The following is a 24,024-nucleotide window of genomic DNA, read 5'->3' on the forward strand; positions in this document are numbered from 1 at the left end:
CTGTTTATCATTCAAATCGTGCAGTCAGTACCCTCCTGTGCTTTTTTTACCTCATGGTGACAATAAAATTCAGTAAATATATCAGCCGACATCGGTTTGCCAAAATAATAGCCCTGACAGGCATAACAACCGATTTGATTGAGCATCTGGTATTGCTCCAGCGTTTCCACCCCTTCGGCTAGCGTTGTAAGCCCTAGCGCGCTCGCTAAATCAACAATAGCTTTAACAATCGCCGCATCATCGGAATCATGCGCCATATCCATTACAAACGAGCGATCAATCTTTAACAAATCAACATTGAAGGATTTTAAGCGACTCAAAGAGGAATAATCGGTACCAAAGTCATCAATGGCCAACCTGAACCCGGCTTCCCGCAAACGAGCCAAGGCCGCTTCAATATGCTGCGGATACTGCGCCAACCCACCTTCTGTGATTTCCAGTTCCAGGCGATGGTTAGGTACACCTGTCATTTTGCAAACATTGATAATATCATCGACAAATTCTTCTTTAATGATTTGATGAATGGAGACATTCAACGCCACATAGTTCAGAATAACCTGTTTTTCCTGATCCCATCGTTTGATTTGCTTGCAAACCTGCTCGGCCACCCATAGCCCAATATCATAGATCAAGCCAATTTCTTCCGCTAAGCTGATAAATTCAAGTGGCGAAACGCGCCCTAATTTAGGGTTGCTCCAGCGTATTAACGCTTCAGCGCTAGTAATTTCCTGGTCGCCTGTTATTTGAGGTTGAAACACGAGCGAAAATTGATTTCGGCTTAAGGCCATTTTCAACTCGTGAATCATTTCTACACGTTTTTTAACCATCGACCCCATATCATCTGAAAAAACACAATATTGATTGCGACCGGCATTTTTAGCCTGATACATTGCGGTATCGGCACGTTGAATCAATTCGCTAAAGTCTTGAGCATGATCGGGATAAAGGACAATACCAATACTGGCACCACCATAAAATATCTGACCATCAAAATCATGGGCTAACGATAATTGATAAAGGATGTCTTTGGCTATTTTTTGGCACACCTTCTCAGGTGTTAATAAAATACCTGCTTTTAATTCTGGCAAAATCACGACAAACTCATCGCCACCCAAGCGTGCCAAGGTGTCGGTTTGCCTTAAACAGGTCGTAATACGCTTGGCCACAGTTTTGAGTAGTTCATCACCGGCCTGATGCCCGAGGGTATCATTGACTTCTTTAAATCGATCCAAATCGATGAATAACAAACCTGTCTTCGTCTGATTTCTGTCGGCACTTTTTAAGGCTTGTTTCATGCGATCATAAAATAATGCACGATTTGGCAATCCTGTCAGCTCGTCATAAAATGCCAATGCATGAATACGCTCTTCGGCTTGTTTATGCTCGGTGATATCAGCAAAGGCGGACACATAATATTGAATGGTTTGTTGATGATCACGAACTGCCGTAATACTTAGCCATTCGACAAATTCTTCGCCATTTTTGCGTCGGTTCCAAACCTCACCTTGCCATTGATTGTGCTTCTCAAGGTGTTTCTGAATGGCGACAAAATCTACGCTGTGCTCTTTTGGTTGAAGAAACTCGGGGGTTTTTCCCAACACTTCGTCAACTTGATAGCCCGTTATTTTGCTAAACATTGGGTTGACATTGAGAATTCTGTGTTGCCTATCGGTGATCATCAAACAGTTCAGATTGTATTCAAACACCTTTTCGGCCAGATTTAAGGCATCTAAAGCCGTTTTTAGCGCGATTTGTTCTGAAATAGTGGCCGCAATAGCCTGTAAAGTATTTTGTTCAAATGCCGATAGCTTCGATTTAGGCGATAAATACAAACACAACACCCCAATCACCTGCTCTTCTGCCTCTAACGGTAACGCAAAAATGCTCTGTCCAGTACATTGACTCAATTCGGAAAAGGGTGATTCTGCTAATTCAGGAATATAAACAGCCGTTTTTTGTTGCGCCGCCTGTCCGCAATAGCATTTATCGAAGGCAACTTCTTGGCAATATTTTTTAACATCCTCGGCATGAAAATGGGTCTCTAAACGCAACACATCCTTGTTTTTGTCCTTTAAAAACAATGCGCCTTTCGGCTCTAGCTTCAACCAGGACAACGAGAAAATCTCTTGCAAGATCTGCTCAAACCACTCACCCATATCCATCTCATGCACGGGTAATTTAAGAATCGCATTGTTGACACGCTGAACGTCCAGGTTTTTTTCTAGCTGTTGATGACTTTCTCTTAAGGCACGTGATATCTCATTCATTTGCCAGGCGATAGGCGATACAAACAAAGTTAGCAAGGTTACATCCCAAAAGGCTTCCATTTCAGGTGTGGCATTCTGTCCTAACAGGACAGGCAACAACATCATGATGGTGGATTCAGATAGCACAACAATCAACAATACTTTCCATATTTGGATCGTAGTACCTTGCAAGCCTACAAACAATGACATCATCAAGACTAACAATGTCGCGCTGACAATGGCGTAAACCAAAACATGGCCACTCAATCCCCCTTCTAATGCAGCTAATGAAACGCTTTCAACAGAAAAACGCGCGGCTGCCATAGCCGTATAATGCATGGCACTGACGGCGAAGCCTAACACTATGCCGCCAAGCACTAAAAAGCCAAGCTTTTTAATTTTACTTTTTTCCCAGGCTTCCATAATCAGCAAGCCACAATAAGAAGCGGAGAATGCAATAAGCAGCGATAACCCAAACAGAAGATTGTCATATTCGATTGCCGGTTGCATGCGTAACGAAGCCATGCCGGTATAGTGCATACCAGCGACGGCAATACTCAAAATGCCGGCAACTACAAATCGCCTCCTCGTATTCAAGCGTCGCCAGCCAATCATAATCATGGCGGGAATAGCGCCGGCAAGCGCCATTAAATACGAATAGCCGGTAATTGACTTATCGTAAGCAATCGGTATGGGCATTTTACAGGCCAACATGCCGATAAAATGCATCGACCAGACACCGGTCGCAAAGGCGATACCGGATGCAACACAGCGAATATAACGACGGCGCTTATCTAATTGCCATAAATTATCAAGCATATAAAGTGCAACGCCCGAACTGAACATCGCAATCAGAACAGAGAGGACGACAATAGAAATTTGATAATCAGGCTTCATAAAAATACTTACATCGCTTTTAGAAAAACACTTCAGGTGCATTTTTCAGTATAGCTGAAAAAGAAACTGTTATGCTTTTATTTGGTTTGACAGGGCTGTATGTCGAAAACAACGAATTAAATGATCATTGACCCGTCCTGTCGCTTGCATAAAGGCATAGCAAATAACCGGCCCTACAAACTTGAATCCATGTTGTTTTAGATCATGACTTAATTGACGGGAAATAGCGGTTTCAGAGGGGACTTGTTCAGGGACTTGCCAGTGGTTTTGAATCACCTCACCGTCGGTAAAATGCCACAGATAATCATTGAAACTATCCACCTTCTCCAGTAAATTGAGATAGGCCCGAGCGTTTTGGATGATAGCCTGCGTTTTCAGGCGATTACGGATCAGCGCTGGATTTTGGAGTAATTCGGCCTGTTTTTTCTCATCATAACGGGCAATTTTTTCGGCATTAAAGCCATCGAGGGCACAGCGATAGGTATCCCGTTTTTGCAGAATGGTTCGCCAGCTTAAACCGGCCTGCAGCCCTTCCAGCAGTAAAAACTCAAACAACCGAGCGTCATCATGCAACGGCACACCCCATTCCTGGTCATGATAATGTTCCTCAAGCGTTGATTGCAGTGCCCAAGGACATTTCTGCTGGGTGTTCACTTATTTCATCATATCCTTCAGATTAGCGAAGGGATTGAAGGTTGCCTCATTATCCGATTTATTTGCAGAATCATTGCCGCCATAACGAATTTGATGTTCATAGCGCTGATGCTCGTTATCATGGCAATATAAACACAACAGCTCCCAGTTACTGCCGTCCAGGGGATTGTTATCATGGTTATGGTCTTTATGATGTACCGTTAATTCCGATAAATTTTTATGATTAAATTCGCGAGCGCAACGACCACAAATCCACGGAAATAATTTTAAGGCCCGCTCACGATAGCCTTGCTCTCGCTCTTCTTTATACCGCCGTGCTTCAGCAATCAGTTTTTCAGTTTTAGATTGAGTCATTTTCACCTCCTGTCATTTCGGGTTTGGTATAAATTCCGGTCAGCTTGCGCTGAAATTCATTGGTAATCAAACGCGCATTTTGCCTGTCTCTGACTACGCGTGGAGTTATCAGAATAACCAGTTCGGTACGTTCTTTATTTTTAGTCGTTTCCCCAAATAGAGGGCCTATCAAAGGTAATTTATGCAGCCAGGGAATACCGCTTTTATCATTCGTATTTTTTCACTGATCAAACCACCTAAGACGATGGTTTGTCCACTTTGTACCGCCACCGAGCTTTTAATCTGGCGTTGCTGAAATGATGGCGAATTGATGCCACCGGTAGTCGTTGAAATCACATCATCCGCTTTTGGTCAATGTCCATAATCACTAAGCCATTGGCATTCACACGCGGCTTGATGGTTAAGGTAATGCCGGTATCGCGCATTTGAATCGTATTGGTAACCACGGTGCCCGTGTTGGTCGTGGAATTGGTATTGGTCGATTGTGACGATAAAATGGGAACTTGCTTGCCCACCTGAATCGAGGCTTCCTGATTGTTCAACACCATTAGCGAAGGTGCTGAAATGACATTGGTTTTGTTATCGCTGGCATTAGCTTCCAGCACGGCGCGGATATCGCCGGAATTGCTGACAAAAGCATAACCAAAACCACCGGTTGCCGCACCTACAGCGATATCGGAGGCTGTTTGAGCTAAATTGAATCCACCCGAGCTGGCTGCATGTTGACCACCATTTTGATGTTGCAAGAACCACTTGATGCCATATTTTAATTTATCGCTGAGCGTCACTTCGACAATCGTTGCATCAATTAAAACTTGTAATGGCATAACATCCAGTTTTTTTATGATGCGGTGCACCACTGCATAATCCTGCGCACTGGCAACGACAATCAGCGCATTATTCGGCTCATCAGGAATAATTTTAACCTCACCGATATTAGGGGCTGTTGCCATTTCACATAGGTAACCATAAAAGGCGCAAGCCAGAGCGATAGAGCCTTCAAAATTTCGTTTGAGTTTGTCATATCGCGTGGCGATCGCTCTGAAATGCTTAAGTCTTGCAAACACATTTTCAACGAGATGGCGATATTTGTAGAGACACCAATCCATTTCATCATTTCCCCGAGTTGAATTCTTTTTCTTGGCGCCTGTCACTGAGAAATGAATAGGAAGACCACAGGCATCAACGGCCATATGAATTTTACTGGTGTTCCCGGCGACAGATTTCCCTATCGCTGTTTCTTGTTCACAGGCCGCACCACTACTATGCTGATGTGCTTTCACAATACTCCCATCAATAAATTCCCATTCCAGGTCTGGATCAACAACCAAGGCGTTAAAAATACCCATCAGTTTTTCTTTACGAGACCAGTCATTGAATCGTTTATATACCGCATTCCAATTACCAAAAGCCGTGGGTAAATCTCTCCAGGGACAACCTACTCGCAAGCGATAAAAAATACCTTCGACTGTTTTTCGAAGACAAGGTTTGTCATAAATTCCCATTTTCAACATAATTATCTTCAGTTTCTCCCAAAGTTCATCCGTAAGCATTTGTCGGGGCATAGTTTGCTTGTTTTTGAGTCAAAATAAACAATCTATGTGGCGGAGTTATTGAATTTCAAGGGGGATTTTCAAAACGGCAACAGCCCCTATTTAAATTGACCTTTTTTCGTGCTGTTATCGTCGTTTTTTGGTCTGTCTTATTGGTAATCTGAATCATTTTACGACCAGATGCAATACTAGCTGCCTGTTTACGGTTGTTACCTATCTGGCTGAAAATATCATTCAGCGTTTCTGCTAGTTTGGTCGCATCAGCATGTTGTACCCGATAAACATTTACACCGCCGCCTGAAGTAACATTGGCACGATCCAGCCTTAGAACCCAACGTTTAATTTGCTGTAACAAAGCAGCCTTAGGCGTAATCGCCAATACCGCATTCATGCGTTCGATGGGAATAAACTGAATGAAACGCTGGCCTTCCTGATGATTAAAAACCTGTTCTAACTCTTGAATCATTTTATCGGCATCAACGCTGCGCAATGGAAACAAGCCAAAGGATCGCCCTTTCAGGGTATCGACATCAAAACTCTGCGCCATTTCCATTACTCGCGCTAGCTCGTTTGCGGTTCCAGCCGCTAAAATAATATTGCGGTAACCATCCACATGCAGAATGGTCTTATCCTGCAATAGCGGTTTGATGATGTCAGCCAGTGATTCAGCCGCCACATTGCGCACTGGAATAATACGCACTTGATAACCTGCCGGTAATTTTTTGTTAAAGCGGTTATAGGCGTTAAATGCACTATTTCCCAAAGCCTCTGATTTAGGTTGAATCTGATACACCCCATCCTGAAAAATCAATGCGGCATTATTGATGTCGAGCAGCATTTCAAGGGTCGGCAATAACTCCTCACGGGTCAAGGGTTTTGTCGTCTGTAAGGTCACACTGCCAGCAACTTTAGGACTCAACACATAATTTTCGTGCAAAATATCGCTCAGGATAACCTTACTGACTTCCCCTAAATCGGCATCATCAAAATTTAAATTAAATTCATCAGATGCTGCAACGACAGAAGGTTTCGCAGCTCTAGTTGGTTGTCTGAAGAAACGTCCATTCCCGGGATATAACTCGGCTTGCAAAACGTTCTGTTGTTTGCTTTCGCTGATGTCATTGCGCAATGATTGCAATGCATTAGTATCTTCCTGGGGGTTACCTTCTGCTTCGGCCTCAAGCGGTTGCAAAGGTATTTTATGATGTAATTCCGGGCCGAGTAATTCACAACCGGATAAAAATAGGGCTAACGCAAAATAAGAGTGACAGATTTTCATAAAGTTTGACGTTTTTATAGGCTATTCAGTGGATTCGGTTTTGTTGGCAGCCGGCGCCCTGTTTTATTTGCCGGCAACCGGAATGGATGTTTTATAGATTTCAGTTTTCTAGGCTTCGGTTTTCTGAGTTCAATTTCCTGCGTTTGTCCTGAGCGTTCAATAATTATTCGGTCGGTAAGAATCTGTTTGATCGTCCAGCCTGCGATCTCATCACCTACCGATTTTTTCAGATAGTGATCCGCATTAGTTTGGTCTTTTATTAACGCGATGAGTTTATTCTCAATCGTGTAAACGCCCATCAATGCAAATTGCTTAATATCATTGGATATCGCAGCAATGCTATCATCATCACTGCCACCTTCTATCGGCCGCCGACCTTCAATGAACAGCGGTCGCATAACAATTTCCTGATAATTGTCGAACGGCAATTGAGTAAACTCACTGTCAGGCAGCCGAATCTGATTTTCCATACTTGCCGGTTGAATAATTGCCTTATCCTCTTCAACGTGGTTTAGCCAGAACCATTCTAATAGCAATAACCCCAGCAACATAACTGAAACCAGCGATAATAGTTTAATCAGGCTGTTTTTCATGACTGTTGCCTCAGAAAGCTGACAACCTGAAAACGGATATTTAATTGATTACTCGGTTCAATTTTTCGGGTTTTACGGTTACGCTTGCCTCGAACAGGTCGAATATCAAGCTGTTTAATCATCTTTACCGGAATTGACGTTTCAATTCCATGCAAAACATCGCGCAATACCTTAATATCACCTTTCATTCTGACTTGTACTACGATTTCAGTTAAGTCGTCTCGTTCACGCATGGGTAAAACCTGAGTGCTATTTAACTGCCCCCCGGCATCGGCAACCAATGTTTTGACAAATTTCTGTAAGCCGGCGGAGGCCAAGGCCGCCGTCTCATAGTGCCCGAAATAACCTTGTTGTTTGAATTGCTGATGTAATTGTTCGAGTTGAGCTTCAATCGTACTTTCTTTAGCAGCAATTTGATGCATTTTTTGCAACCGGAAGATTAACTCCTGTTTTTGCTCCTGATAAGCTAAACCTTGTGACAACAATGGAATGACCACCACAAAGCTCAACACCGCTAAAACCAAAATCAATAAGCCCAGCGCCAGCCAGCGTTGTATTGCGGTGTCCCTATTCATCTGTGAAGCTCCTTTGTGTTACCTGCGCGCTGATCTGAAAACGCTCTTTGCCCGTTCGTTTGTCTTGGGTTAAGGGGGAAATAAACCGTACATTTTCAAATACAGGTGAGGATTCCAGGATTTCTATCAGATTGGATGCTGTTCCTGACTGCCCTTGAATCTGGATTGAATTATCTTGCAATTTGAAATGCGTTAGCCAGGTGTTATCTGGTAATAGATGAGTCAAATGAAATAAAATCTCATTCAATGTGGGAATTGATTGTTTTAACGCGACAAGCTTCTGCGTTTCCGCCAATAAGCGGTCAATTTCTTGTTGTTGCAGCTGTACCTTTTGAATTTTCTTTTGTAACGGTTTCAATTGTTGGCGAAGCGCTTCGACCTGTCCTTCGCCCACTAGAACAGGCAAGATAAATAATCCCAGTGCAAGTGACCCCGTTATAACGACCAGTCCACCGACTAAGCCACGCATGAAACGGTTCTTTGTCCGTTGTTTATCTTCGGGCAACAAATTATAACGATAGTCCCTATCCGGATGATAGTTACATTCGACCCAATCAATCGGAATGTTTGCGGCAATAAGTTGTGAATAGAGAGTGTCGAAGCTTGAGCGTGGTGTTAAGGCTAACAATACGGTGATATTTTCCGGTGTTTCTTGCCGTAAAACCTGCGCGCTAAAATATACCTGTTCTGCGCTAAACGGCGTATATTTATCCAGTTCAAATTGCATGACCTGCATCAGGTTAGGCTTGACTGCCGCCGGCAATATCAGCTCTTTTTCCAACGCTTGCCCGCTATTCAATGACAAAATAAAACGCGCTTTATCCAGTTCTGGAAATTTCTGCTTTAATTCGACATATTGCTGAGCCAGATGATTCAGGTCAAGCTGTGCCAGGCGTTGTTTTTTACCGGCTTTAAAGCGATAAATTACCAGCTTTTCCGGTTCGGACTGTAAAACAATATCTTCAGCCTGCTCAAACAGCCTGGATTTAATGTTTTCGGGAACCCAGGCCAACAGCCCCTGCCCCCACCAACGAAAAAAAGCTTTCAGGTCGAATTGAATTTCTTTATTCAGATTCATAATTTATGACTAAACTGTCCATGTTGTCGTTGAAAAATCCAGGATAATCATAAAGATCTTCCCAATCCACTACTTGAAACGGTTTTTCCGCCGATTGATTTTTTTGCATAATAACACTGATGCCACCTTCCAAACCTTGAGCAGTTTTCGCCTGCACGATAACCTGAAAGGTATTGGACGCCGGCGAGCCAGAACTGGCGCTATTGTTGATTGAATTGCCGGGTAATAGTGGAGGCGGTAACCCTTGTCGGTAATTTTCGGCCCGTTGTCTGAGATAATCATCGATGGTTTTACCATCCAGTCCCGTCACGATGGATAATACCGCTTTATCGGCTACGGCCAGATTGACCTTGCCTTGTGTATTATACAGACTGAATAGCTTTTTCAGTTGCCGATAAACCGTCGGCGTCATGCCTAGAACTTGTTGCAATTCCTGCATAGATCTAAATGGTTGATTGGCTGGGCCATAGGGCAATCCAGCCACCTTGTATTCCTCTTTTTCCGCGCCATTGATACGCACTAGGTCATCGGCATCACGCCAATCCAGAATAGCACTAATCAGAGCCTGCTGAGCGGCCTGACTAAGGGGGGTCTGTACCATAATCTGTCCCAGCGTCACTGGATCCACTTTATTCAAACTGAACTTCCCTGCTTCTGACAAAATTTTCACCCGAATGGTGGCATTTTGTAAGCTAAACTGATAAAGACTGCCATCATCACGCCATTGTTTGTTTTTATCTGTGTGTAACAGCATTTTTTGCGCCATACTGACGCCACTTTGTGCCAATGCCTGAATCACTGCATGATCGCGCATCGAAACTACCACCGCAGTTTCCCGACGCATAGTCAACGCAAAACTAGCCGCCATCAGAGTCAATAAGGAAAGCACCCAAATGACAATAACCAAAGCGACACCGGAACAGGATTTTTTCATAACCCCAAATTCGGTATTCGGTTGTCATTCTGCATGCCAGCACGCTTCAAGGCAAAAATCATCGGCGGCCAGGGACTGCCATCCGCCAGTTCAATACTGATTTTGACCAGTGCAGGTAAAGCCTCTTTATCCTGCCATTGCTGCGCCCACTCTTGTACTTCAGCATCAAAATAATGTATTTTGAACGAGGTTATCTGTACCAATAAAATTTGCGGCTGTGCTTTAATTTCGCTGTTTTCCTGAAAAGAAAAGGGTTTTACCGACACCATCAAGCGTTGACTATCATTGTGTTTATCCAGATACAGTTCAAACTGTTGCAAGCCTTTATAGGCAGAACTTAATGGCATATCAGACACAAATTTCACTGTGTGTCTCTGCCCTTGAAACATAAAGACACGTTGCCCATCATCACGCCCCCAAAGCGGCCTCGCATTACCTAAATAGCGTTTTAAAAAACCATAGGTCACCGCTTTTTCATTAACTTGGGCAATCTTCTGTTCCCCCAGGCTCCAACTTCGGGCACTGGTACTTAAACTGGCAAATAACAACACCATCATGATGCTGAGCAGGGACATCGCCAACAACACTTCAAGTAGGGTAAACCCTCGTTGTTTACAAAGCATTATTCCGGGGGCGGGTTTTAAGTTCAGTCAATAGCAGTTGACGACCCTCGTCGCCCCAGCTGACGCTGACATGTACGGCATACAAAAGCAGACTGGATTCGTTGTCGGCAAATACCTCTTCAATCTTGACTCGCCAATGAAAACGGTCCAGCACGACACCATCTCTTTGCCCGGTCTCAAGCGCTGTTTCTATACCGGTTGAAGCCAATAATGACTCAGCTAACTGTGTCGCCAGGGTATAATTTTCAGCCACACCTGCATTATTGACGCCTTGTGAAAATATAGTCAGACACACACTCAAGGCAATCGCCATAATATTAAAGGCAACGAGTATTTCCAGTAACGAAAAACCCTTGTTTTTATTCATCGACGACTGTCACATTGCCATTTATCCAATTGATATCAATGCGCTGATAAAAACCGCCTTGTTCCAGCTCGATGCGACCGCCGCTAGAAGAGCTGTCTGGATAAAACACCACTCGCCCCTCCTCATTTTTAACCGTATTCTCAGCCAGCGTTAAAGTTAAGCGTATTGATTCAGGCAAGATAAATTTTTTTTCCCGATCACTGATCCGATAACTGTTATCAATCAGGTTTATGCTGACCCAGACCCGCTTGCGACTTATCAAGGCTTGCCCTCGCGCATAGCGCAATGCCGACGCCATATCTCTGGCAGCGGCCTTGATTTGTGATGCTGGATTACCGTTAGCAATATTGATACTGATAGCGCCTACGGCCAAAACGACGATAAACAAAACAATCATCAGCTCCAGCAGGGTAAATCCTTTTATACTGCGAGCAGCTTTCATTCCCAGCTATTGATATCCTGGTCTTCACCTTCGCCGCCCGGTTTGTTATCTGCACCCAAAGTATAAAGGTCAAATTTTCCGTGCTCACCCGGCGATGTATAATGATAATCTTGTTGCCACGGATCTTTGGGAATTTTTGCTTTGCGTAAATACGGACCATTCCAGGATTTACTGTCGGCAGGTTTTGTCACCAAAGCCGCCAAACCTTGCTCGGTTGTTGGATAGCGGCCATTATCCAGCTTGTACATATCCAAGGCAGCTGACAGATCTTCAACCTGTACCCGCGCGGTTTTACTTTTAGACGCACCCATGTGCTTCATCACTTGCGGCCCAACGATACCTGCTAACAGAGCAATAATGCCTAGTACCACCAATAACTCCAGCAAGGTAAAGCCTGCCTGTTGTTTATTTTGCCAATTTTTCATTCATGCCTCTCAAATAACCAAATCATTTACACTCAGGATTGCCAATAAAATAGACACGATAATACCGGCAATCATTAGGGGCTGTTGCCATTTCACATAGGTAACCATAAAAAGGCGCAAGCCAGAGCGATAGAGCCTTCAAAATTTCGTTTGAGTTTGTCATATCGCGTGGCGATCGCTCTGAAATGCTTAAGTCTTGCAAACACATTTTCAACGAGATGGCGATATTTGTAGAGACACCAATCCATTTCATCATTTCCCCGAGTTGAATTCTTTTTTCTTGGGATAACAGGAACAGCCCCTTTGTCTTTAATTTGAAGACGTAATGCTTCACTGTCATAGCCTCTGTCAGCAACTATATAGTCACCTTTTGGGAGCTCTGCAACTAATTTCGGTGCTTCTTTACAGTCATGAACTTCGCCGCCTGTCACTGAGAAATGAATAGGAAGACCACAGGCATCAACGGCCATATGAATTTTACTGGTGTTCCCGGCGACAGATTTCCCTATCGCTGTTTCTTGTTCACAGGCCGCACCACTACTATGCTGATGTGCTTTCACAATACTCCCATCAATAAATTCCCATTCCAGGTCTGGATCAACAACCAAGGCGTTAAAAATACCCATCAGTTTTTCTTTACGAGACCAGTCATTGAATCGTTTATATACCGCATTCCAATTACCAAAAGCCGTGGGTAAATCTCTCCAGGGACAACCTACTCGCAAGCGATAAAAAATACCTTCGACTGTTTTTCGAAGACAAGGTTTGTCATAAATTCCCATTTTCAACATAATAAACCTAAAATTATAATCAACGCCGGCTCCAACAACGCCAGCATCCGTTCAATCGCTGTCCGCAGATGTTTGTCGTAATTATCTGCCAGTCGCAGCAGCATTTCGTCCAACCGACCGCTTTCTTCCCCCATGCGAATCATCTGCACCGCAAGTTGAGGAAAAAACGCGCTTTCTGCCAATGCCGCCGACAGACTTTTGCCCTGTTTCAGATGTAATAACGCCGTATCTAGAGTATCGGCAACTGCACTATTCGAAACTGTTTCCCGAACAATCGACAGCGCCTTTAGCATGGAGACGCCATTGCCTAACAATGTTCCCAGCGTGCGAGATAAATTAGCCATTTCTTTCTGCACCAGGATTTCACCTAATAATGGCCACTTTAAAAAACGGGCATCCCATATTTTTTTTTGCTCAGGGTCAGTCCATTGCTGTCTGAAATAAACACCCATAGCCACCAGAAAAAACAGTAGCGCACCCCACCATCGCTGTAAAAAATCGGCTAATGCAACAACAATTTGTGTCGGCAAGGGCAATGCTTTTCCGGCCGATTCAAACATTTCACTGAACTGCGGCACAACAAAGGTAAGCATAACAAACAAAGATGACAACGACATGATTAGCAAAATTGCAGGATAAATCAGTGCTGTTGCCACACTGTTTTTTAACGCCTGATTTTGTTCCAAATAAACCGCCAACCGCTTTAGGACTTCGGCCAGATCGCCACCCGTTTCTCCGGCCCGGATCATATTCAGATAAAAACGACCGAATAAACCAGGCTGTCGTTCCAGTGCATCAGCCAAGGAAGCCCCGCTTTTTACATCGTGCAAAACCTGGCCAATGATCCGATTCAATATTTTATTGTCCTGGGTCAAGTCCATTAAAATCCGTAACGACCGATCCAATGGTAACCCCGATGACAGCAGTGTCGCGAGTTCGTCGGTAAAAACCAGAATATCCTTGTCAGACAGTTTAATCGCGGCGTCAGAAAACCGGATACCTAAGAATTTTTGTTCACCCTGCTTGTGAATTTCGAGCGGAATCCAGCCTTTTTGCTGTAATTGCTCCAGCATGGCTTGTTGGTTGCTCGCATGACTTTGGCCGTGTTCAATTTCGCCCTGCGTATTGACGGCCTTATAAGAATACAACGGCATTATTTTTCCGATGTCACCCGCAGAACTTCTTCTAATGTTGTCACACCTTGCACAACTTTCATCAGACCATCTTCATACAAGGTTCGCATACCCTCATTGATGGCTTGTTGCTGAATAATTCTGGCTTGTTCATGTTGCATGACTTGTTGTTTGATTGTCACCGACATTGGTAAAAATTCAATAATCGCCTGCCGTCCCCGGTAGCCGATGTTTCCACAATGCTGACACCCCGTTGCCTTATATAACATAGCTTCTTGTTGTTCAATCAACCCTTTTCGCTGTAATTCTTCAATTAATTTTCCGGGTGCAGGATAAGGCTGTTTACAATGTTCACAGAGTACTCGGACTAGGCGCTGGGCTAAAATCCCATTGACCGTTGAGCTGATCAGATATTCTTCCAGTCCCATATCCAACAACCGTGTTACCCCGCCCGCCGCATCGTTGGTATGCAGTGTCGATAATACCAAGTGCCCGGTCAGCGCCGATTGCACGGCAATGCGTGCCGTTTCTAAATCACGCATTTCGCCAATCATGATGACATCCGGGTCTTGTCTGACGATTGACCGCAAAGCAGAGGCAAAGCTAAGCCCGATTTGAGGTTTAACCTGAATCTGATTGACACCTTCTAGTTGATATTCAATAGGGTCTTCAACTGTAATAATCTTTCGCTCGGCCGTATTCAGCTGTTTTAAGGCGGTATAGAGCGTAGTTGATTTACCACTACCGGTTGGCCCGGTAATCAGAATAATGCCATGCGGCTGAGCCAAAGCTGAAAAAAATTGCGCCGAATGTTGACCGGAAAACCCGAGTGCCGAAAAATCCAGCACAATATTTTCCTTATCTAATAAACGTAACACCACACTTTCGCCATACAGGGTAGGAATGGTTGAAACCCGTAAGTCCAGTTCCTTACCCAGCATTTTCAGCTTGATTCGCCCATCTTGCGGCAAACGGCGTTCGGCGATATCAAGCTTTGCCATAATCTTGATGCGCGACAAAACAGCTGCGGCCGAAGAGACTGGAAACTCCTCGATATTTTGTAACACACCATCAATCCGAAGCCGGACTTTTAAGGACTGCTCGAACGGTTCAATATGAATGTCGGATGCACGCAGTTCTATCGCTTTTTGTAAAACCAGGTTCACCATTCTAACGACGGGGGCTTCACTGGCGAGGTCTTTCAAATGCTCAAGGTCTTCACTGTCGACATCATCGTTTTCCTCCTCTGCCAGCAGTTGATCCATTTCTGATCTTTGTTCACCAAATTGTAAAGCAATCGCCTTATCAATATCGGACTGCAGCCCTATCTTTAAAAATAATGGTTTTCCAAGAGCCAATGCAATGGCATCCAAAACAAAATCATCCAGTGGATTCATCGTAGCAATGGTGACGCCTTGTGCGTCATCTGATAACAAAACCACATGATATTGCAGCAAAAAACGCTTTGGAATACAGTCTGGTAAAGGATTATCTAATGGATATTGTGCACTAGTTAGCTTTTCCAATCCGGTTACTGAACATAAGGCATCGGCCACATCGCCTTCCGAACATAATCCCAACTTGACTATCAATTGAGGAATGGCCTCATCAGTACTTTGCTGTAAATGCTCTAGTCGCTTAAGTTCGTGTGGGCTTAACTTTTCATGGCTGATGAGATAATTCAGAAAATCATCATAGCACCGAGCCTGCGCCTGAATTACGGCATTCATTGAAAACAGAGTTCCTTTACATTAAGCTAAATCACAGAACATAGCACATTCTACTCAAATGTACTGAATTTATTCACACAATTCTTTCAGGCATAAAAAAATCGTGCCTCTTATGATGTTAAGCATAAAAGTACACGATTTTTTGTTATAGAATCTGTTTACTAATACAGATTCAGTTCAGTTTTTTAATGTTTTATCTGATCTAATTTTTTAGAGGCTTCCTGATAGGATTGACTCGCTTCCTGAAACGATTTCAACGCATCTTCAAACGATTCCGATGCTTGACTAAAGCCATTTTTATCGGCACTTAATTTTAGCGTATAACCCTCTGTTTTGGCTAAATTTTCTTGTTCAGCAGGTTTTGCATTATCAGCGTCCATCCTATCTGTTGTTTCTACCACACCAAAACTTTCTTCTTCATCCTCATAAAAAGCATCTTCTAAATCCGCCACATCATGGCTGACTTCGATTTCACCATCTTTAATCAAATATTTTCGATGCTGTAAATAAGCTTCCCGTGTAAAAACATAAGGATCAAGCGCCGCCTCATCAATAAATTTCAATGATCCTTCAGCATTTGCCCGACTGTTCAACAAAGATAATACCTGAACAGGATAACCCACATAGCTTACCGGATTAGTGGCAGTATCCACAACGACTCCTGGTACGCTGCGTGTCGTTGCAGGACCTAATACAGGCAGAACCAGATAAGGTCCTTCAGGAACTCCCCAGACAGCCAGCGTTTGAGCAAAGTCTTCCTGATGTTTTTCCAAGCCCACTTCCTTAGCGACATCAAAAAGACCGGCCAGCCCCACGGTAGAGTTCAGCAAAAAACGACCGGTGTCTTCTGCTCCTTTCTCAAACTTGCCTTGCAAGGTATTGTTCAAAATCACACTGATATCGTTCAAATTATTAAAAAAATTGGCAATCCCAGTCTGAACAAATTGCGGTGTCACCCATAAATAAGCATCAGAGACCGGTTTAGCAACATATTTATCCAGCTTGTCATTAAAGCCATAAATTTTACGGTTGATATGCTCATAAGGATCTGCCGGGTTTTGCTGTTCGGCAGCGACTTCAGCTGCACTAGCTTCCGTTTTTGCAACATCGGTTGATGCACAACCAGCCAATAGAATGCTGCTAAAAAGAAATGTTAAAACACAACCTTTTTTAAATTGAATATGTAGATTTGAATAATACATCATAAAAAAACCTATTTATTGTTTCGCGTAATTTTCTATTTTTTCATTCATTTTTGCAATTAAAACATCAAATCCCTGATTTTTCAGTAAACTGGTATATTCTGATCGCCTGACCGCTAAATCGCTCACACCATCAGCAATAATATTGATGATTTTCCAATCACCATTGATTTTTTTCAACATATAATCAAATTTAACATCATTATCATCAGGAATCACTAATAGGTTATGGATAATTTTCCCACCTCGCGCGGTTTCTTCTTCTGAAACAAACTCAAATTTCTCACCCGAATACTCTTTAAAGTTATAGGCATATGCCGAAATACTCAAGCGAGTAAATGTATCAACCAGTTCTTTTTGCTGTTCTTCGGTTAATTTTTTCCATTCCCGCCCAACCACAATACGGGCAATCTTGGTCAATGCATGACTTTTCTTAACCGCCGGTGCCAATTTTTTATAGCGCCCTTCAAAACCTAATTCAGAACCATGCTGCATAACGTCAAGTAATGTCTTCTGGAATTGCTCGACAACTTGGCGCGCCGACTCCGGTCTAGTCTCTGTTTCTGTCGAGATATTTTCCGTCGCTTGGACGTTATACCCGAAAGCAAAGCTAAGCAATACTACGAATAATCGAAAACTGTTTTGTATATTAAGCATATTTCTTAAACTCATCTGTCAATTCTGCCCTGTCAAATAACGACGCCCTTTCCAGCGAGATCTTTCTCCGCGCCAATAACGAATAGCCGAAGTCCATGTCATCATCAAATATAATGCGGCCACAATAGGCATCGTTAAAGCCCAAAGTGGACTTAGTCGATAAAAAAATAATGTCGGCAAATAAAGACTTATCATAATCGATAAGGATAAACCGTTTATGAAAAGTTCTATAGGCGTTTCTACCCAAAAAACAGCCATCAAAGGCCACCAATACATCAATAACATTATCATGGTACACAACAGCAACAATATCCGTGAATAATGAAGTTGAGTATATGCCGTTCGGGCAACCATTTGCCAAATCTCACTCAAACCAACATATGGTCTTTGACTAATAACGCCATGCGTCAATCCAACCCAGATTTTATAGCCTTTAGACTTAATTGTTTTTGCTAGAGTGCAGTCATCGATTACCGCATCTTTAATCACTGCCATTCCGCCTATATCTTTTAGTACGGCTGTTTCAAGAAAAATACAACCACCAGCTGCGGCCGCCATTTTTGATTTTGGATTGTTAGCCAGCGCAAACGGATAAATCATTTTGAAAAAATAAATAAACGCCGGCATCAATAATTTTTCCCAAAATGATTGAAACCGTAACACCGCCATCAAAGAAACAAACTGTAAACTATTTTTTTGTTGTTTTTGTTTAAGCGCCTTTAACATACCGGGCTTTAATGCAATATCGGCATCTAGTAATAGCAACAATGGCGTCTTGACGACTTTCAAGCCTTGTTCTTGCGCCCATAATTTTCCTGTCCAGCCCGGTGGCAAGCTTTTCGATTCAATAATGGTCAGGTTTTCAAGCCCGGTAGTACGAGCAATATTAACCGTCTCATCATTTGAATCATCATCGACCAAAACAACCTGCAAACCACGCCCCTGTTGCTTCAATGACTGTAATGTTCCAGCAATCACTTCCGCCTCATTACGCGCTGGAATCAGCACCGTAACATCATGTAAATCAAAATCCGAAAAATCAGTTTCCGCTTCCAATACTTCCCGATTACGCCAGGGTTGCCATGGCAAAAGCAAAGTAATTAACCAAACAACCCCGGCTAAAACGGATAAATACCCACCCATAGTGCCTAACATACCATTTAGGATTCTATTTTTATCGGAATATCTTTCAGGTTGTTACCTGCAGTTTCAGTCGGAACTTTTTCCGGCACCATATCCCCCGTCGTTTTAGGACCGCGGATTGTCGCCCACAATGCTTTTAATGGGTGCTGTAATGTATCTTCCACAGCTGTAGCTTCATAGCCGCAATGCGCCATACAATTCGCACACTTTGGGTTCTTCGCGGTACCGTATTTTTCCCACGGCGTTTCTTCAAGCAAGGCTTGAAAACTATCGGTATAGCCCTCATCGCTCAAGAGGTAACACGGTTTTTGCCATCCAAATACATTACGGGTCGGGTTGCCCCACGGCGTACAATCATAAGCCTGATTGCCTGCCAGATAATCCAGATATAATGAGGAATGATTCAAGCGCCAGTTACGTTTGCGTTTTTTACCCAAACCAAATATGCCACGAAACAGCTCTTTGGTTTCCCGCCCAGAAATAAAGACGTCTTGTTGTGGCGCATGTTCATAACTAAAACCCGGCGCTATAGTGATGCCTTCTACGCCTAACTCCATGGCATAGTCTAAAAATTCTGCCACTTCTTCAGGTGTTTCACCCTGAAACAAGGTGCAGTTGACCGTAACTCGAAAACCTTTGCTTAACGCTAATTTAATTGCATCAACAGCAATATCAAACACCCCCTCTTGACACACGGAAGTGTCATGACGCTCTTTGTTGCCATCTAAATGAATAGAGAATGTCAGATAAGGCGATGGTGTGTAATCGTTAATTCTTTTCTTCAGCAGCAGCGCATTGGTACAAAGATAAACAAATTTCTTACGCTCGATAATGCCCTTGACGATTTCCGGCATTTCTTTATGAATCAACGGCTCACCGCCGGGGATGGAAACCATTGGTGCATCACACTCATCCACGGCATCAAGACATTCTTTTACTGACAGGCGCTTATTGAGAATATCATCCGGGTATTCAATCTTACCGCAACCGGCGCAAGCCAAATTACATCGAAACAAAGGCTCGAGCATCAAAACCAAAGGGTATTTTTTATTGCCCTTCAACTTCTGCGTTAATAAATACTTACCTACTGCAATTTGTTGTCGTAAAGGAACGCCCACTTGCCTATCTCCCAAAATATGTACATTATTGAACATTCAAGACCCATCGTTGCTACAAAACAACAACACATTTAACAACCTTGATGCTCTAACTCTTTGTATTAGAATAGAAAAAACCTTATCAATCTAATACAATTCAAAACAATGTACAAAGAATACTACTTTTCCGCATCAGACTCCAGTAAAAAAGCCCATAAAAACGATTTTTCAGCCATTTCATTTTGAAAAAAGTCATGAAATTAACAAAAATACAACAACATCAACACATTCCCCAAAACAACTTAAGCAATTGTTTTTAAGGATTATTTAAGCCAAATCATGATTCCCGAGAATTTTTTAAGGAAAACACACAAAAATATTTTGCTATAAAACAACATTACTTTGCAAAACCCCAACAAACCGACTATCATTGACACTCACTGATTTGATAACTGCGCGCATTTTTTATGACTGAAGCAAACGTTTCAATTAACGACCAGAAAAACCTTCTTTCTCTGCCTGAGCAGGACTTTCAGTCCATACTGCTTGAAGGCGTTTCGAGAACGTTTGCCCTGACCATACCGCAACTGCCCGAAGGCCTGTATTCTCCAGTTGCCAATGCCTATTTATTATGTCGAATTGTCGACACCATTGAGGATGAAGTGTCCTTGTCAGTCAACCAAAAAAAGTACTTTTGTGACTTATTTATCGACGTCACACGGACAGGCCAGCATGCCGAAAAGTTCAGCCAGGAATTAGCACCATTACTTTCAAACCAGACCCTTCCAGCAGAACACAGCTTGATTGCGGTGACACCACGGGTAATTGAAATCACCCATTCCTTTGATAGGGAACAGATTGACGCTTTAGCCGATTGTGTCACTACCATGGCACAAGGCATGCCAAAGTTTCAGGCACTGGATTTGCACGCCGGCCTGAAAACCCTGGCCGACCTGGATGACTATTGTTATTACGTTGCCGGCTGTGTCGGCGAAATGCTGGCCCGATTATTCTGTCATTATTCTCCTGAAATCAATCAGCACCGGGAACAACTTTTAGAGTTGTCTGTGTCCTTTGGACAAGGCCTACAGATGACCAATATTTTAAAAGATATCTGGGATGACGCTAAACGTGGCGTCTGCTGGTTACCGCAAGATATCTTTACCGAAACCGGTTTTGACCTGGCAACACTGACCCCTGAAACAGATGATAAAAATTTCCGCAAAGGCCTAGAACACCTGATCAGCATTGCCCAACAACATTTGGACAACGCGCTGACCTATACCAAACTAATTCCCTCTCACGAAACAGGCATCCGTAATTTTTGTCTCTGGGCGCTTGGTATGGCGGTTTTGACATTACGCAAAATCCATGAAAACCTGGATTTCAATGATTCAAGTCAGGTCAAAATTACTCGGAAAAGTGTTAAGGCTACTATTTTCGCAACTAATTTAACCGTCCGCAGTAATTTAATGCTGACACTTTTATTCAATTTTTTCAGTCGACCTCTGAAAACGCCGGACTGGCATTATCAACCTGCCAGCCAGGCTAAACAATAAGGAATAACTATGTTTACAGAAGCCGAATCAATCCCCGTATCAACATCTAGCCCGGCATCCAGTATGCCGGCCATCAATAACGCTGCACTGGAACAGGCCATCAGCAAAGCCGAAAAATACCTGCTGAATTTACAGGATAAAGACGGCTATTGGCTGTTTGAGCTGGAAGCTGATTGTACGATTCCAGCCGAATACATCATGATGATGCATTATCTGGATGATATTGATGAAACCTTACAGTCTAAAATTGCCGTTTATTTGCGCAGTCGTCAGGCTGAGGATGGCAGTTATCCTCTGTTTACTGGCGGACCAGGCGATATCAGTTGCAGCGTAAAAGTCTACTATGCCTTGAAAATGGCCGGCGATGACATCAATGCGCCGCATATGGTTCGATTGCGTAATTATATATTAAGCCAAGGCGGTGCCGCCCGCGCCAATGTCTTCACCCGTATCGCACTGGCGACTTTCAAGCAGCTGCCCTGGCGCGGAGTGCCTTATATTCCGGTTGAAATCATGCTACTCCCTAAGTGGTTTCCTTTTCATATCGATAAGGTATCCTATTGGTCACGTACGGTTATGGTGCCGTTATTTATCTTATGTACTCTGAAAGCTACGGCAAAAAACCCACACAATGTCGATATTCTGGAATTATTTGTCGTCCATCCGGATGAGGAAAAACACTATTTCCCAGAACGCAGCTGGCTCAACAAAGCATTTTTAGCACTGGATCAATTAGGCCGACTGACCGAGCCGTTTATCCCCAAAAAAATGCGTCAAAAAGCCATCGACAAAGCACTGAACTGGTTTACTGAACGCCTGAATGGCGAAGATGGTCTAGGCGGTATCTTCCCTGCAATGGTGAATGCGTATGAAGCCATGTTGCTCCTCGGTATGCCACACGACCATCCTAATGTTGTCATTGCCCGCAAGGCAATTGATAAACTGTTGGTGATTAACGAAAACGATGCCTATTGCCAACCTTGTTTGTCACCGGTTTGGGATACGGCATTGACTGCACTGGCTTTGCAAGAATCCAATAAGGCCAACAACCAAGCCGCCCTGAGTCAAGCTTATGACTGGTTAAAATCCAAACAATTGATTGACCAGCCCGGTGACTGGCAAATCCAGCGCCCTGATTTGCCAGGTGGTGGCTGGGCATTTCAGTTTGAAAACCCGTACTACCCGGATGTCGATGACACTGCCGTGGTCGCTTTTGCCATGGCTGACTCTGGCTACCCTGAACTAGAGGAATCCATCCACCGGGCGACTCGCTGGATCGTCGGTATGCAATCGGAAAATGGCGGTTATGGGGCCTTTGATGTGGATAATACTTATTATTATCTCAACGAAATCCCTTTTGCCGATCACGGGGCATTACTTGATCCACCGACAGCCGATGTCAGCGCACGCTGTGCCATGCTGATGGCAAAAGTCGCTCAAGGTCATGATGAATATCGCCCAGCGCTGCAACGCACTATCGACTATCTCCGTGCCGAACAAGAAGAAGATGGCTCCTGGTTTGGTCGCTGGGGCACCAATTATATTTACGGCACTTGGTCAAGCCTTCTGGCACTGGAACAAACCGACCTGCCCAAATCAGACCCGATGTACCGCAAAGCGGCGGCTTGGCTAAAAAGTGTACAGCGTGAAGATGGCGGCTGGGGTGAAGATAACTTAAGCTACCATGACGATAAAAAATATCGAGGCCGCTATCACTTCAGCACCGCATTTCAAACGGCCTGGGCTCTACTGGCTTTAATTGCCGCAGGTGAAACACACAGCCCTGAAGTCAAAGCCGGTGTTGAGTTTTTGTTGAAAACCCAATTAAACGATGGCCGCTGGGATGACCCTTGCTTTACCGCACCGGGTTTTCCTAAGGTGTTCTATCTGAAATACCATGGCTATGACAAAATCTTCCCGTTGTGGGCCTTAGCCCGATATCGCAACGCGATTCAAGCATCGTGACGACTGGAATCATCGTTGCCCTGCCGGAAGAAATCAGCACACTGACATCCGCTTCGCTTCAGCAAGGTGAAATCATTCGACTGAATAACAACACCTTGCTGATGCTGGCAGGAGCAGGTCCTGAAAATGCCGCGCATGCCGCTTATCAACTGATAAAATATGAAGGTGCCAGTCGCCTGATCAGCTGGGGCTGCGCTGCGGCATTGGTTGATTATTTAACCCCAGGTGACTTGATCCTAGCGGAAAATCTGATCGCCGAAGATCAAGAAATACTTAAGTGTGACCCGAACTGGCTATCTTATACCCGTGAAATTTTGAAACATTTGTCTTTGTTTCAAGAACCTCTGACGACAAGTCAGCATATTGTCGACACAGCAGAAGCAAAACAACGATTGCATATCGAAACTCAGGCGGTTGCCGTCGATATGGAAAGTGCTGCGATCGCACGCATTGCAAAACAGCATCACTGTCCCTTTTTACTTATTCGCAGCATTGCAGATACTGCCAACATGAATCTTCCACAGGCTATTGCTCGTGCCATGAATGCCGAAGGCCGTGTTGATATTTCAAAATTACTACTTTTTATCCTAAAAAAACCGAGTGAAATTCCAAGCTTGATTCATCTCGGGCTATGTTTTTCGTCCGCAAAAAAAACATTAACCGCTATCGCTAAACATCTTGATAAAATAGTGGGTTTTGAATCTAAAACACTTAATACTTAAATCGC

General features: G+C 43.6%; 23 protein-coding genes and 2 pseudogenes. 3 read left to right on the top strand and 22 right to left on the bottom strand.

What is annotated here, in order from left to right; translation table 11 throughout:
* Nucleotides 1-11: 11 nt before the first annotated feature.
* The 22 genes and pseudogenes from JEU20_RS02210 to hpnH form a co-directional block, all read right to left on the bottom strand.
* Complete coding sequence (locus JEU20_RS02210; protein WP_214657277.1) at nucleotides 12-3,143, bottom strand: EAL domain-containing protein; 3,132 nt, start codon at nucleotides 3,141-3,143, stop codon at nucleotides 12-14.
* Nucleotides 3,144-3,212: 69 nt separating this feature from the next.
* Nucleotides 3,213-3,797, bottom strand: a complete 585-nt coding sequence (locus JEU20_RS02215) for a DNA-3-methyladenine glycosylase I (protein WP_198243486.1) — start codon at nucleotides 3,795-3,797, stop codon at nucleotides 3,213-3,215.
* Nucleotides 3,798-4,151: a YajD family HNH nuclease gene (locus tag JEU20_RS02220; protein ID WP_198243487.1), complete on the bottom strand. Its 354-nt coding sequence runs from the start codon at nucleotides 4,149-4,151 to the stop codon at nucleotides 3,798-3,800.
* Nucleotides 4,138-4,487 (bottom strand): annotated as a pseudogene (locus JEU20_RS15755) (type II secretion system protein GspD). Before JEU20_RS15755 ends, JEU20_RS02220 begins: the two are co-directional and overlap by 14 nt.
* On the bottom strand, nucleotides 4,484-5,104 hold the full coding sequence (locus tag JEU20_RS02225; RefSeq protein WP_281066819.1) for a type II secretion system protein GspD: 621 nt from the start codon (nucleotides 5,102-5,104) through the stop codon (nucleotides 4,484-4,486). The pseudogene JEU20_RS15755 and the gene JEU20_RS02225 overlap by 4 nt, the downstream one beginning before the upstream one ends.
* A 1-nt stretch (nucleotide 5,105) precedes the next feature.
* Nucleotides 5,106-5,716, bottom strand: a pseudogene (locus tag JEU20_RS02230) (IS5 family transposase).
* Nucleotides 5,717-5,771: 55 nt separating this feature from the next.
* Nucleotides 5,772-6,983 (bottom strand): secretin N-terminal domain-containing protein, encoded by a 1,212-nt coding sequence (locus JEU20_RS02235; protein WP_198243488.1) that lies wholly within the window; start codon nucleotides 6,981-6,983, stop codon nucleotides 5,772-5,774.
* Between the two features lie 14 nt (nucleotides 6,984-6,997).
* Nucleotides 6,998-7,576, bottom strand: coding sequence for a hypothetical protein (locus tag JEU20_RS02240; RefSeq protein WP_198243489.1), 579 nt, complete (start codon nucleotides 7,574-7,576; stop codon nucleotides 6,998-7,000).
* Nucleotides 7,573-8,151: a type II secretion system protein GspM gene (gene gspM, locus JEU20_RS02245; RefSeq protein ID WP_198243490.1), complete on the bottom strand. Its 579-nt coding sequence runs from the start codon at nucleotides 8,149-8,151 to the stop codon at nucleotides 7,573-7,575. Before gspM ends, JEU20_RS02240 begins: the two co-directional genes overlap by 4 nt.
* Nucleotides 8,144-9,229, bottom strand: coding sequence for a PilN domain-containing protein (locus JEU20_RS02250; protein ID WP_198243491.1), 1,086 nt, complete (start codon nucleotides 9,227-9,229; stop codon nucleotides 8,144-8,146). Before JEU20_RS02250 ends, gspM begins: the two co-directional genes overlap by 8 nt.
* Nucleotides 9,216-10,163, bottom strand: coding sequence for a type II secretion system minor pseudopilin (locus JEU20_RS02255; RefSeq protein ID WP_198243492.1), 948 nt, complete (start codon nucleotides 10,161-10,163; stop codon nucleotides 9,216-9,218). Before JEU20_RS02255 ends, JEU20_RS02250 begins: the two co-directional genes overlap by 14 nt.
* Complete coding sequence (locus JEU20_RS02260; RefSeq protein ID WP_198245799.1) at nucleotides 10,160-10,786, bottom strand: prepilin-type N-terminal cleavage/methylation domain-containing protein; 627 nt, start codon at nucleotides 10,784-10,786, stop codon at nucleotides 10,160-10,162. The genes JEU20_RS02255 and JEU20_RS02260 overlap by 4 nt, the downstream gene beginning before the upstream one ends.
* Complete coding sequence (locus JEU20_RS02265) at nucleotides 10,776-11,153, bottom strand: type IV pilus modification PilV family protein (RefSeq protein WP_198243493.1); 378 nt, start codon at nucleotides 11,151-11,153, stop codon at nucleotides 10,776-10,778. Before JEU20_RS02265 ends, JEU20_RS02260 begins: the two co-directional genes overlap by 11 nt.
* Entirely contained in the window at nucleotides 11,146-11,595 is a 450-nt protein-coding gene (locus JEU20_RS02270; RefSeq protein ID WP_198243494.1) for a GspH/FimT family pseudopilin, read from the bottom strand. The genes JEU20_RS02265 and JEU20_RS02270 overlap by 8 nt, the downstream gene beginning before the upstream one ends.
* Nucleotides 11,592-12,020 carry a type II secretion system major pseudopilin GspG gene (gspG, locus tag JEU20_RS02275; protein ID WP_198243495.1) on the bottom strand — a complete coding sequence of 143 codons (429 nt, stop codon included), beginning with the start codon at nucleotides 12,018-12,020 and terminating at the stop codon, nucleotides 11,592-11,594. Before gspG ends, JEU20_RS02270 begins: the two co-directional genes overlap by 4 nt.
* A 92-nt stretch (nucleotides 12,021-12,112) precedes the next feature.
* Entirely contained in the window at nucleotides 12,113-12,811 is a 699-nt protein-coding gene (locus JEU20_RS02280; protein WP_198243496.1) for an IS5 family transposase, read from the bottom strand.
* Nucleotides 12,805-13,965, bottom strand: a complete 1,161-nt coding sequence (locus tag JEU20_RS02285; RefSeq protein ID WP_198243497.1) for a type II secretion system F family protein — start codon at nucleotides 13,963-13,965, stop codon at nucleotides 12,805-12,807. The genes JEU20_RS02280 and JEU20_RS02285 overlap by 7 nt, the downstream gene beginning before the upstream one ends.
* A complete protein-coding gene (gene gspE / locus JEU20_RS02290) occupies nucleotides 13,965-15,674 on the bottom strand; it encodes a type II secretion system ATPase GspE (RefSeq protein ID WP_198243498.1) in 1,710 nt (569 codons plus the stop codon). Before gspE ends, JEU20_RS02285 begins: the two co-directional genes overlap by 1 nt.
* A gap of 185 nt (nucleotides 15,675-15,859) precedes the next feature.
* Nucleotides 15,860-16,879, bottom strand: a complete 1,020-nt coding sequence (locus JEU20_RS02295) for an MlaA family lipoprotein (protein ID WP_245395060.1) — start codon at nucleotides 16,877-16,879, stop codon at nucleotides 15,860-15,862.
* A 12-nt stretch (nucleotides 16,880-16,891) separates the two neighbouring features.
* On the bottom strand, nucleotides 16,892-17,548 hold the full coding sequence (locus JEU20_RS02300; protein ID WP_245395061.1) for an ABC transporter substrate-binding protein: 657 nt from the start codon (nucleotides 17,546-17,548) through the stop codon (nucleotides 16,892-16,894).
* 3 nt (nucleotides 17,549-17,551) lie between these two features.
* The gene (locus JEU20_RS02305) at nucleotides 17,552-18,676 is read right to left on the bottom strand and encodes a glycosyltransferase (protein WP_245395062.1); all 1,125 of its coding nucleotides are present in this window, start codon (nucleotides 18,674-18,676) and stop codon (nucleotides 17,552-17,554) included.
* Nucleotides 18,677-18,693: 17 nt separating this feature from the next.
* The gene (hpnH, locus tag JEU20_RS02310; protein WP_198243501.1) at nucleotides 18,694-19,794 is read right to left on the bottom strand and encodes an adenosyl-hopene transferase HpnH; all 1,101 of its coding nucleotides are present in this window, start codon (nucleotides 19,792-19,794) and stop codon (nucleotides 18,694-18,696) included.
* 446 nt (nucleotides 19,795-20,240) lie between these two features.
* On the opposite strand from hpnH, the gene JEU20_RS02315 reads away from it, so the two are divergent.
* Genes JEU20_RS02315 through JEU20_RS02325 form a run of 3 tightly spaced genes read left to right on the top strand, consistent with a single transcriptional unit; the run spans nucleotide 20,241 to nucleotide 24,019 of the window.
* Nucleotides 20,241-21,332 carry a phytoene/squalene synthase family protein gene (locus tag JEU20_RS02315; protein ID WP_198243502.1) on the top strand — a complete coding sequence of 364 codons (1,092 nt, stop codon included), beginning with the start codon at nucleotides 20,241-20,243 and terminating at the stop codon, nucleotides 21,330-21,332.
* A gap of 9 nt (nucleotides 21,333-21,341) precedes the next feature.
* Nucleotides 21,342-23,297, top strand: coding sequence for a squalene--hopene cyclase (shc, locus tag JEU20_RS02320; RefSeq protein WP_198243503.1), 1,956 nt, complete (start codon nucleotides 21,342-21,344; stop codon nucleotides 23,295-23,297).
* On the top strand, nucleotides 23,294-24,019 hold the full coding sequence (locus JEU20_RS02325; protein WP_198243504.1) for a phosphorylase family protein: 726 nt from the start codon (nucleotides 23,294-23,296) through the stop codon (nucleotides 24,017-24,019). The genes shc and JEU20_RS02325 overlap by 4 nt, the downstream gene beginning before the upstream one ends.
* Nucleotides 24,020-24,024: the final 5 nt, after the last annotated feature.

This window comes from methane-oxidizing endosymbiont of Gigantopelta aegis, assembly GCF_016097405.1.
GTDB lineage: Bacteria > Pseudomonadota > Gammaproteobacteria > Methylococcales > Methylomonadaceae > Methylomarinum.

What these genes read in the sequence shown, in the direction of transcription:
- JEU20_RS02210 (WP_214657277.1), bottom strand. Translation starts at nt 3,143, where the DNA reads ATGAAGCCTGATTATCAAATTTCTATTGTCGTCCTCTCTGTTCTGATT.
- JEU20_RS02220 (WP_198243487.1), bottom strand. Translation starts at nt 4,151, where the DNA reads ATGACTCAATCTAAAACTGAAAAACTGATTGCTGAAGCACGGCGGTAT.
- JEU20_RS02225 (WP_281066819.1), bottom strand. Translation starts at nt 5,104, where the DNA reads ATGGCAACAGCCCCTAATATCGGTGAGGTTAAAATTATTCCTGATGAG.
- JEU20_RS02235 (WP_198243488.1), bottom strand. Translation starts at nt 6,983, where the DNA reads ATGAAAATCTGTCACTCTTATTTTGCGTTAGCCCTATTTTTATCCGGT.
- JEU20_RS02240 (WP_198243489.1), bottom strand. Translation starts at nt 7,576, where the DNA reads ATGAAAAACAGCCTGATTAAACTATTATCGCTGGTTTCAGTTATGTTG.
- gspM (WP_198243490.1), bottom strand. Translation starts at nt 8,151, where the DNA reads ATGAATAGGGACACCGCAATACAACGCTGGCTGGCGCTGGGCTTATTG.
- JEU20_RS02250 (WP_198243491.1), bottom strand. Translation starts at nt 9,229, where the DNA reads ATGAATCTGAATAAAGAAATTCAATTCGACCTGAAAGCTTTTTTTCGT.
- JEU20_RS02255 (WP_198243492.1), bottom strand. Translation starts at nt 10,163, where the DNA reads ATGAAAAAATCCTGTTCCGGTGTCGCTTTGGTTATTGTCATTTGGGTG.
- JEU20_RS02260 (WP_198245799.1), bottom strand. Translation starts at nt 10,786, where the DNA reads ATGCTTTGTAAACAACGAGGGTTTACCCTACTTGAAGTGTTGTTGGCG.
- JEU20_RS02265 (WP_198243493.1), bottom strand. Translation starts at nt 11,153, where the DNA reads ATGAATAAAAACAAGGGTTTTTCGTTACTGGAAATACTCGTTGCCTTT.
- JEU20_RS02270 (WP_198243494.1), bottom strand. Translation starts at nt 11,595, where the DNA reads ATGAAAGCTGCTCGCAGTATAAAAGGATTTACCCTGCTGGAGCTGATG.
- gspG (WP_198243495.1), bottom strand. Translation starts at nt 12,020, where the DNA reads ATGAAAAATTGGCAAAATAAACAACAGGCAGGCTTTACCTTGCTGGAG.
- JEU20_RS02280 (WP_198243496.1), bottom strand. Translation starts at nt 12,811, where the DNA reads ATGTTGAAAATGGGAATTTATGACAAACCTTGTCTTCGAAAAACAGTC.
- JEU20_RS02285 (WP_198243497.1), bottom strand. Translation starts at nt 13,965, where the DNA reads ATGCCGTTGTATTCTTATAAGGCCGTCAATACGCAGGGCGAAATTGAA.
- gspE (WP_198243498.1), bottom strand. Translation starts at nt 15,674, where the DNA reads ATGAATGCCGTAATTCAGGCGCAGGCTCGGTGCTATGATGATTTTCTG.
- JEU20_RS02295 (WP_245395060.1), bottom strand. Translation starts at nt 16,879, where the DNA reads ATGATGTATTATTCAAATCTACATATTCAATTTAAAAAAGGTTGTGTT.
- JEU20_RS02300 (WP_245395061.1), bottom strand. Translation starts at nt 17,548, where the DNA reads ATGAGTTTAAGAAATATGCTTAATATACAAAACAGTTTTCGATTATTC.
- JEU20_RS02305 (WP_245395062.1), bottom strand. Translation starts at nt 18,676, where the DNA reads ATGGGTGGGTATTTATCCGTTTTAGCCGGGGTTGTTTGGTTAATTACT.
- JEU20_RS02315 (WP_198243502.1), top strand. Translation starts at nt 20,241, where the DNA reads ATGACTGAAGCAAACGTTTCAATTAACGACCAGAAAAACCTTCTTTCT.
- shc (WP_198243503.1), top strand. Translation starts at nt 21,342, where the DNA reads ATGTTTACAGAAGCCGAATCAATCCCCGTATCAACATCTAGCCCGGCA.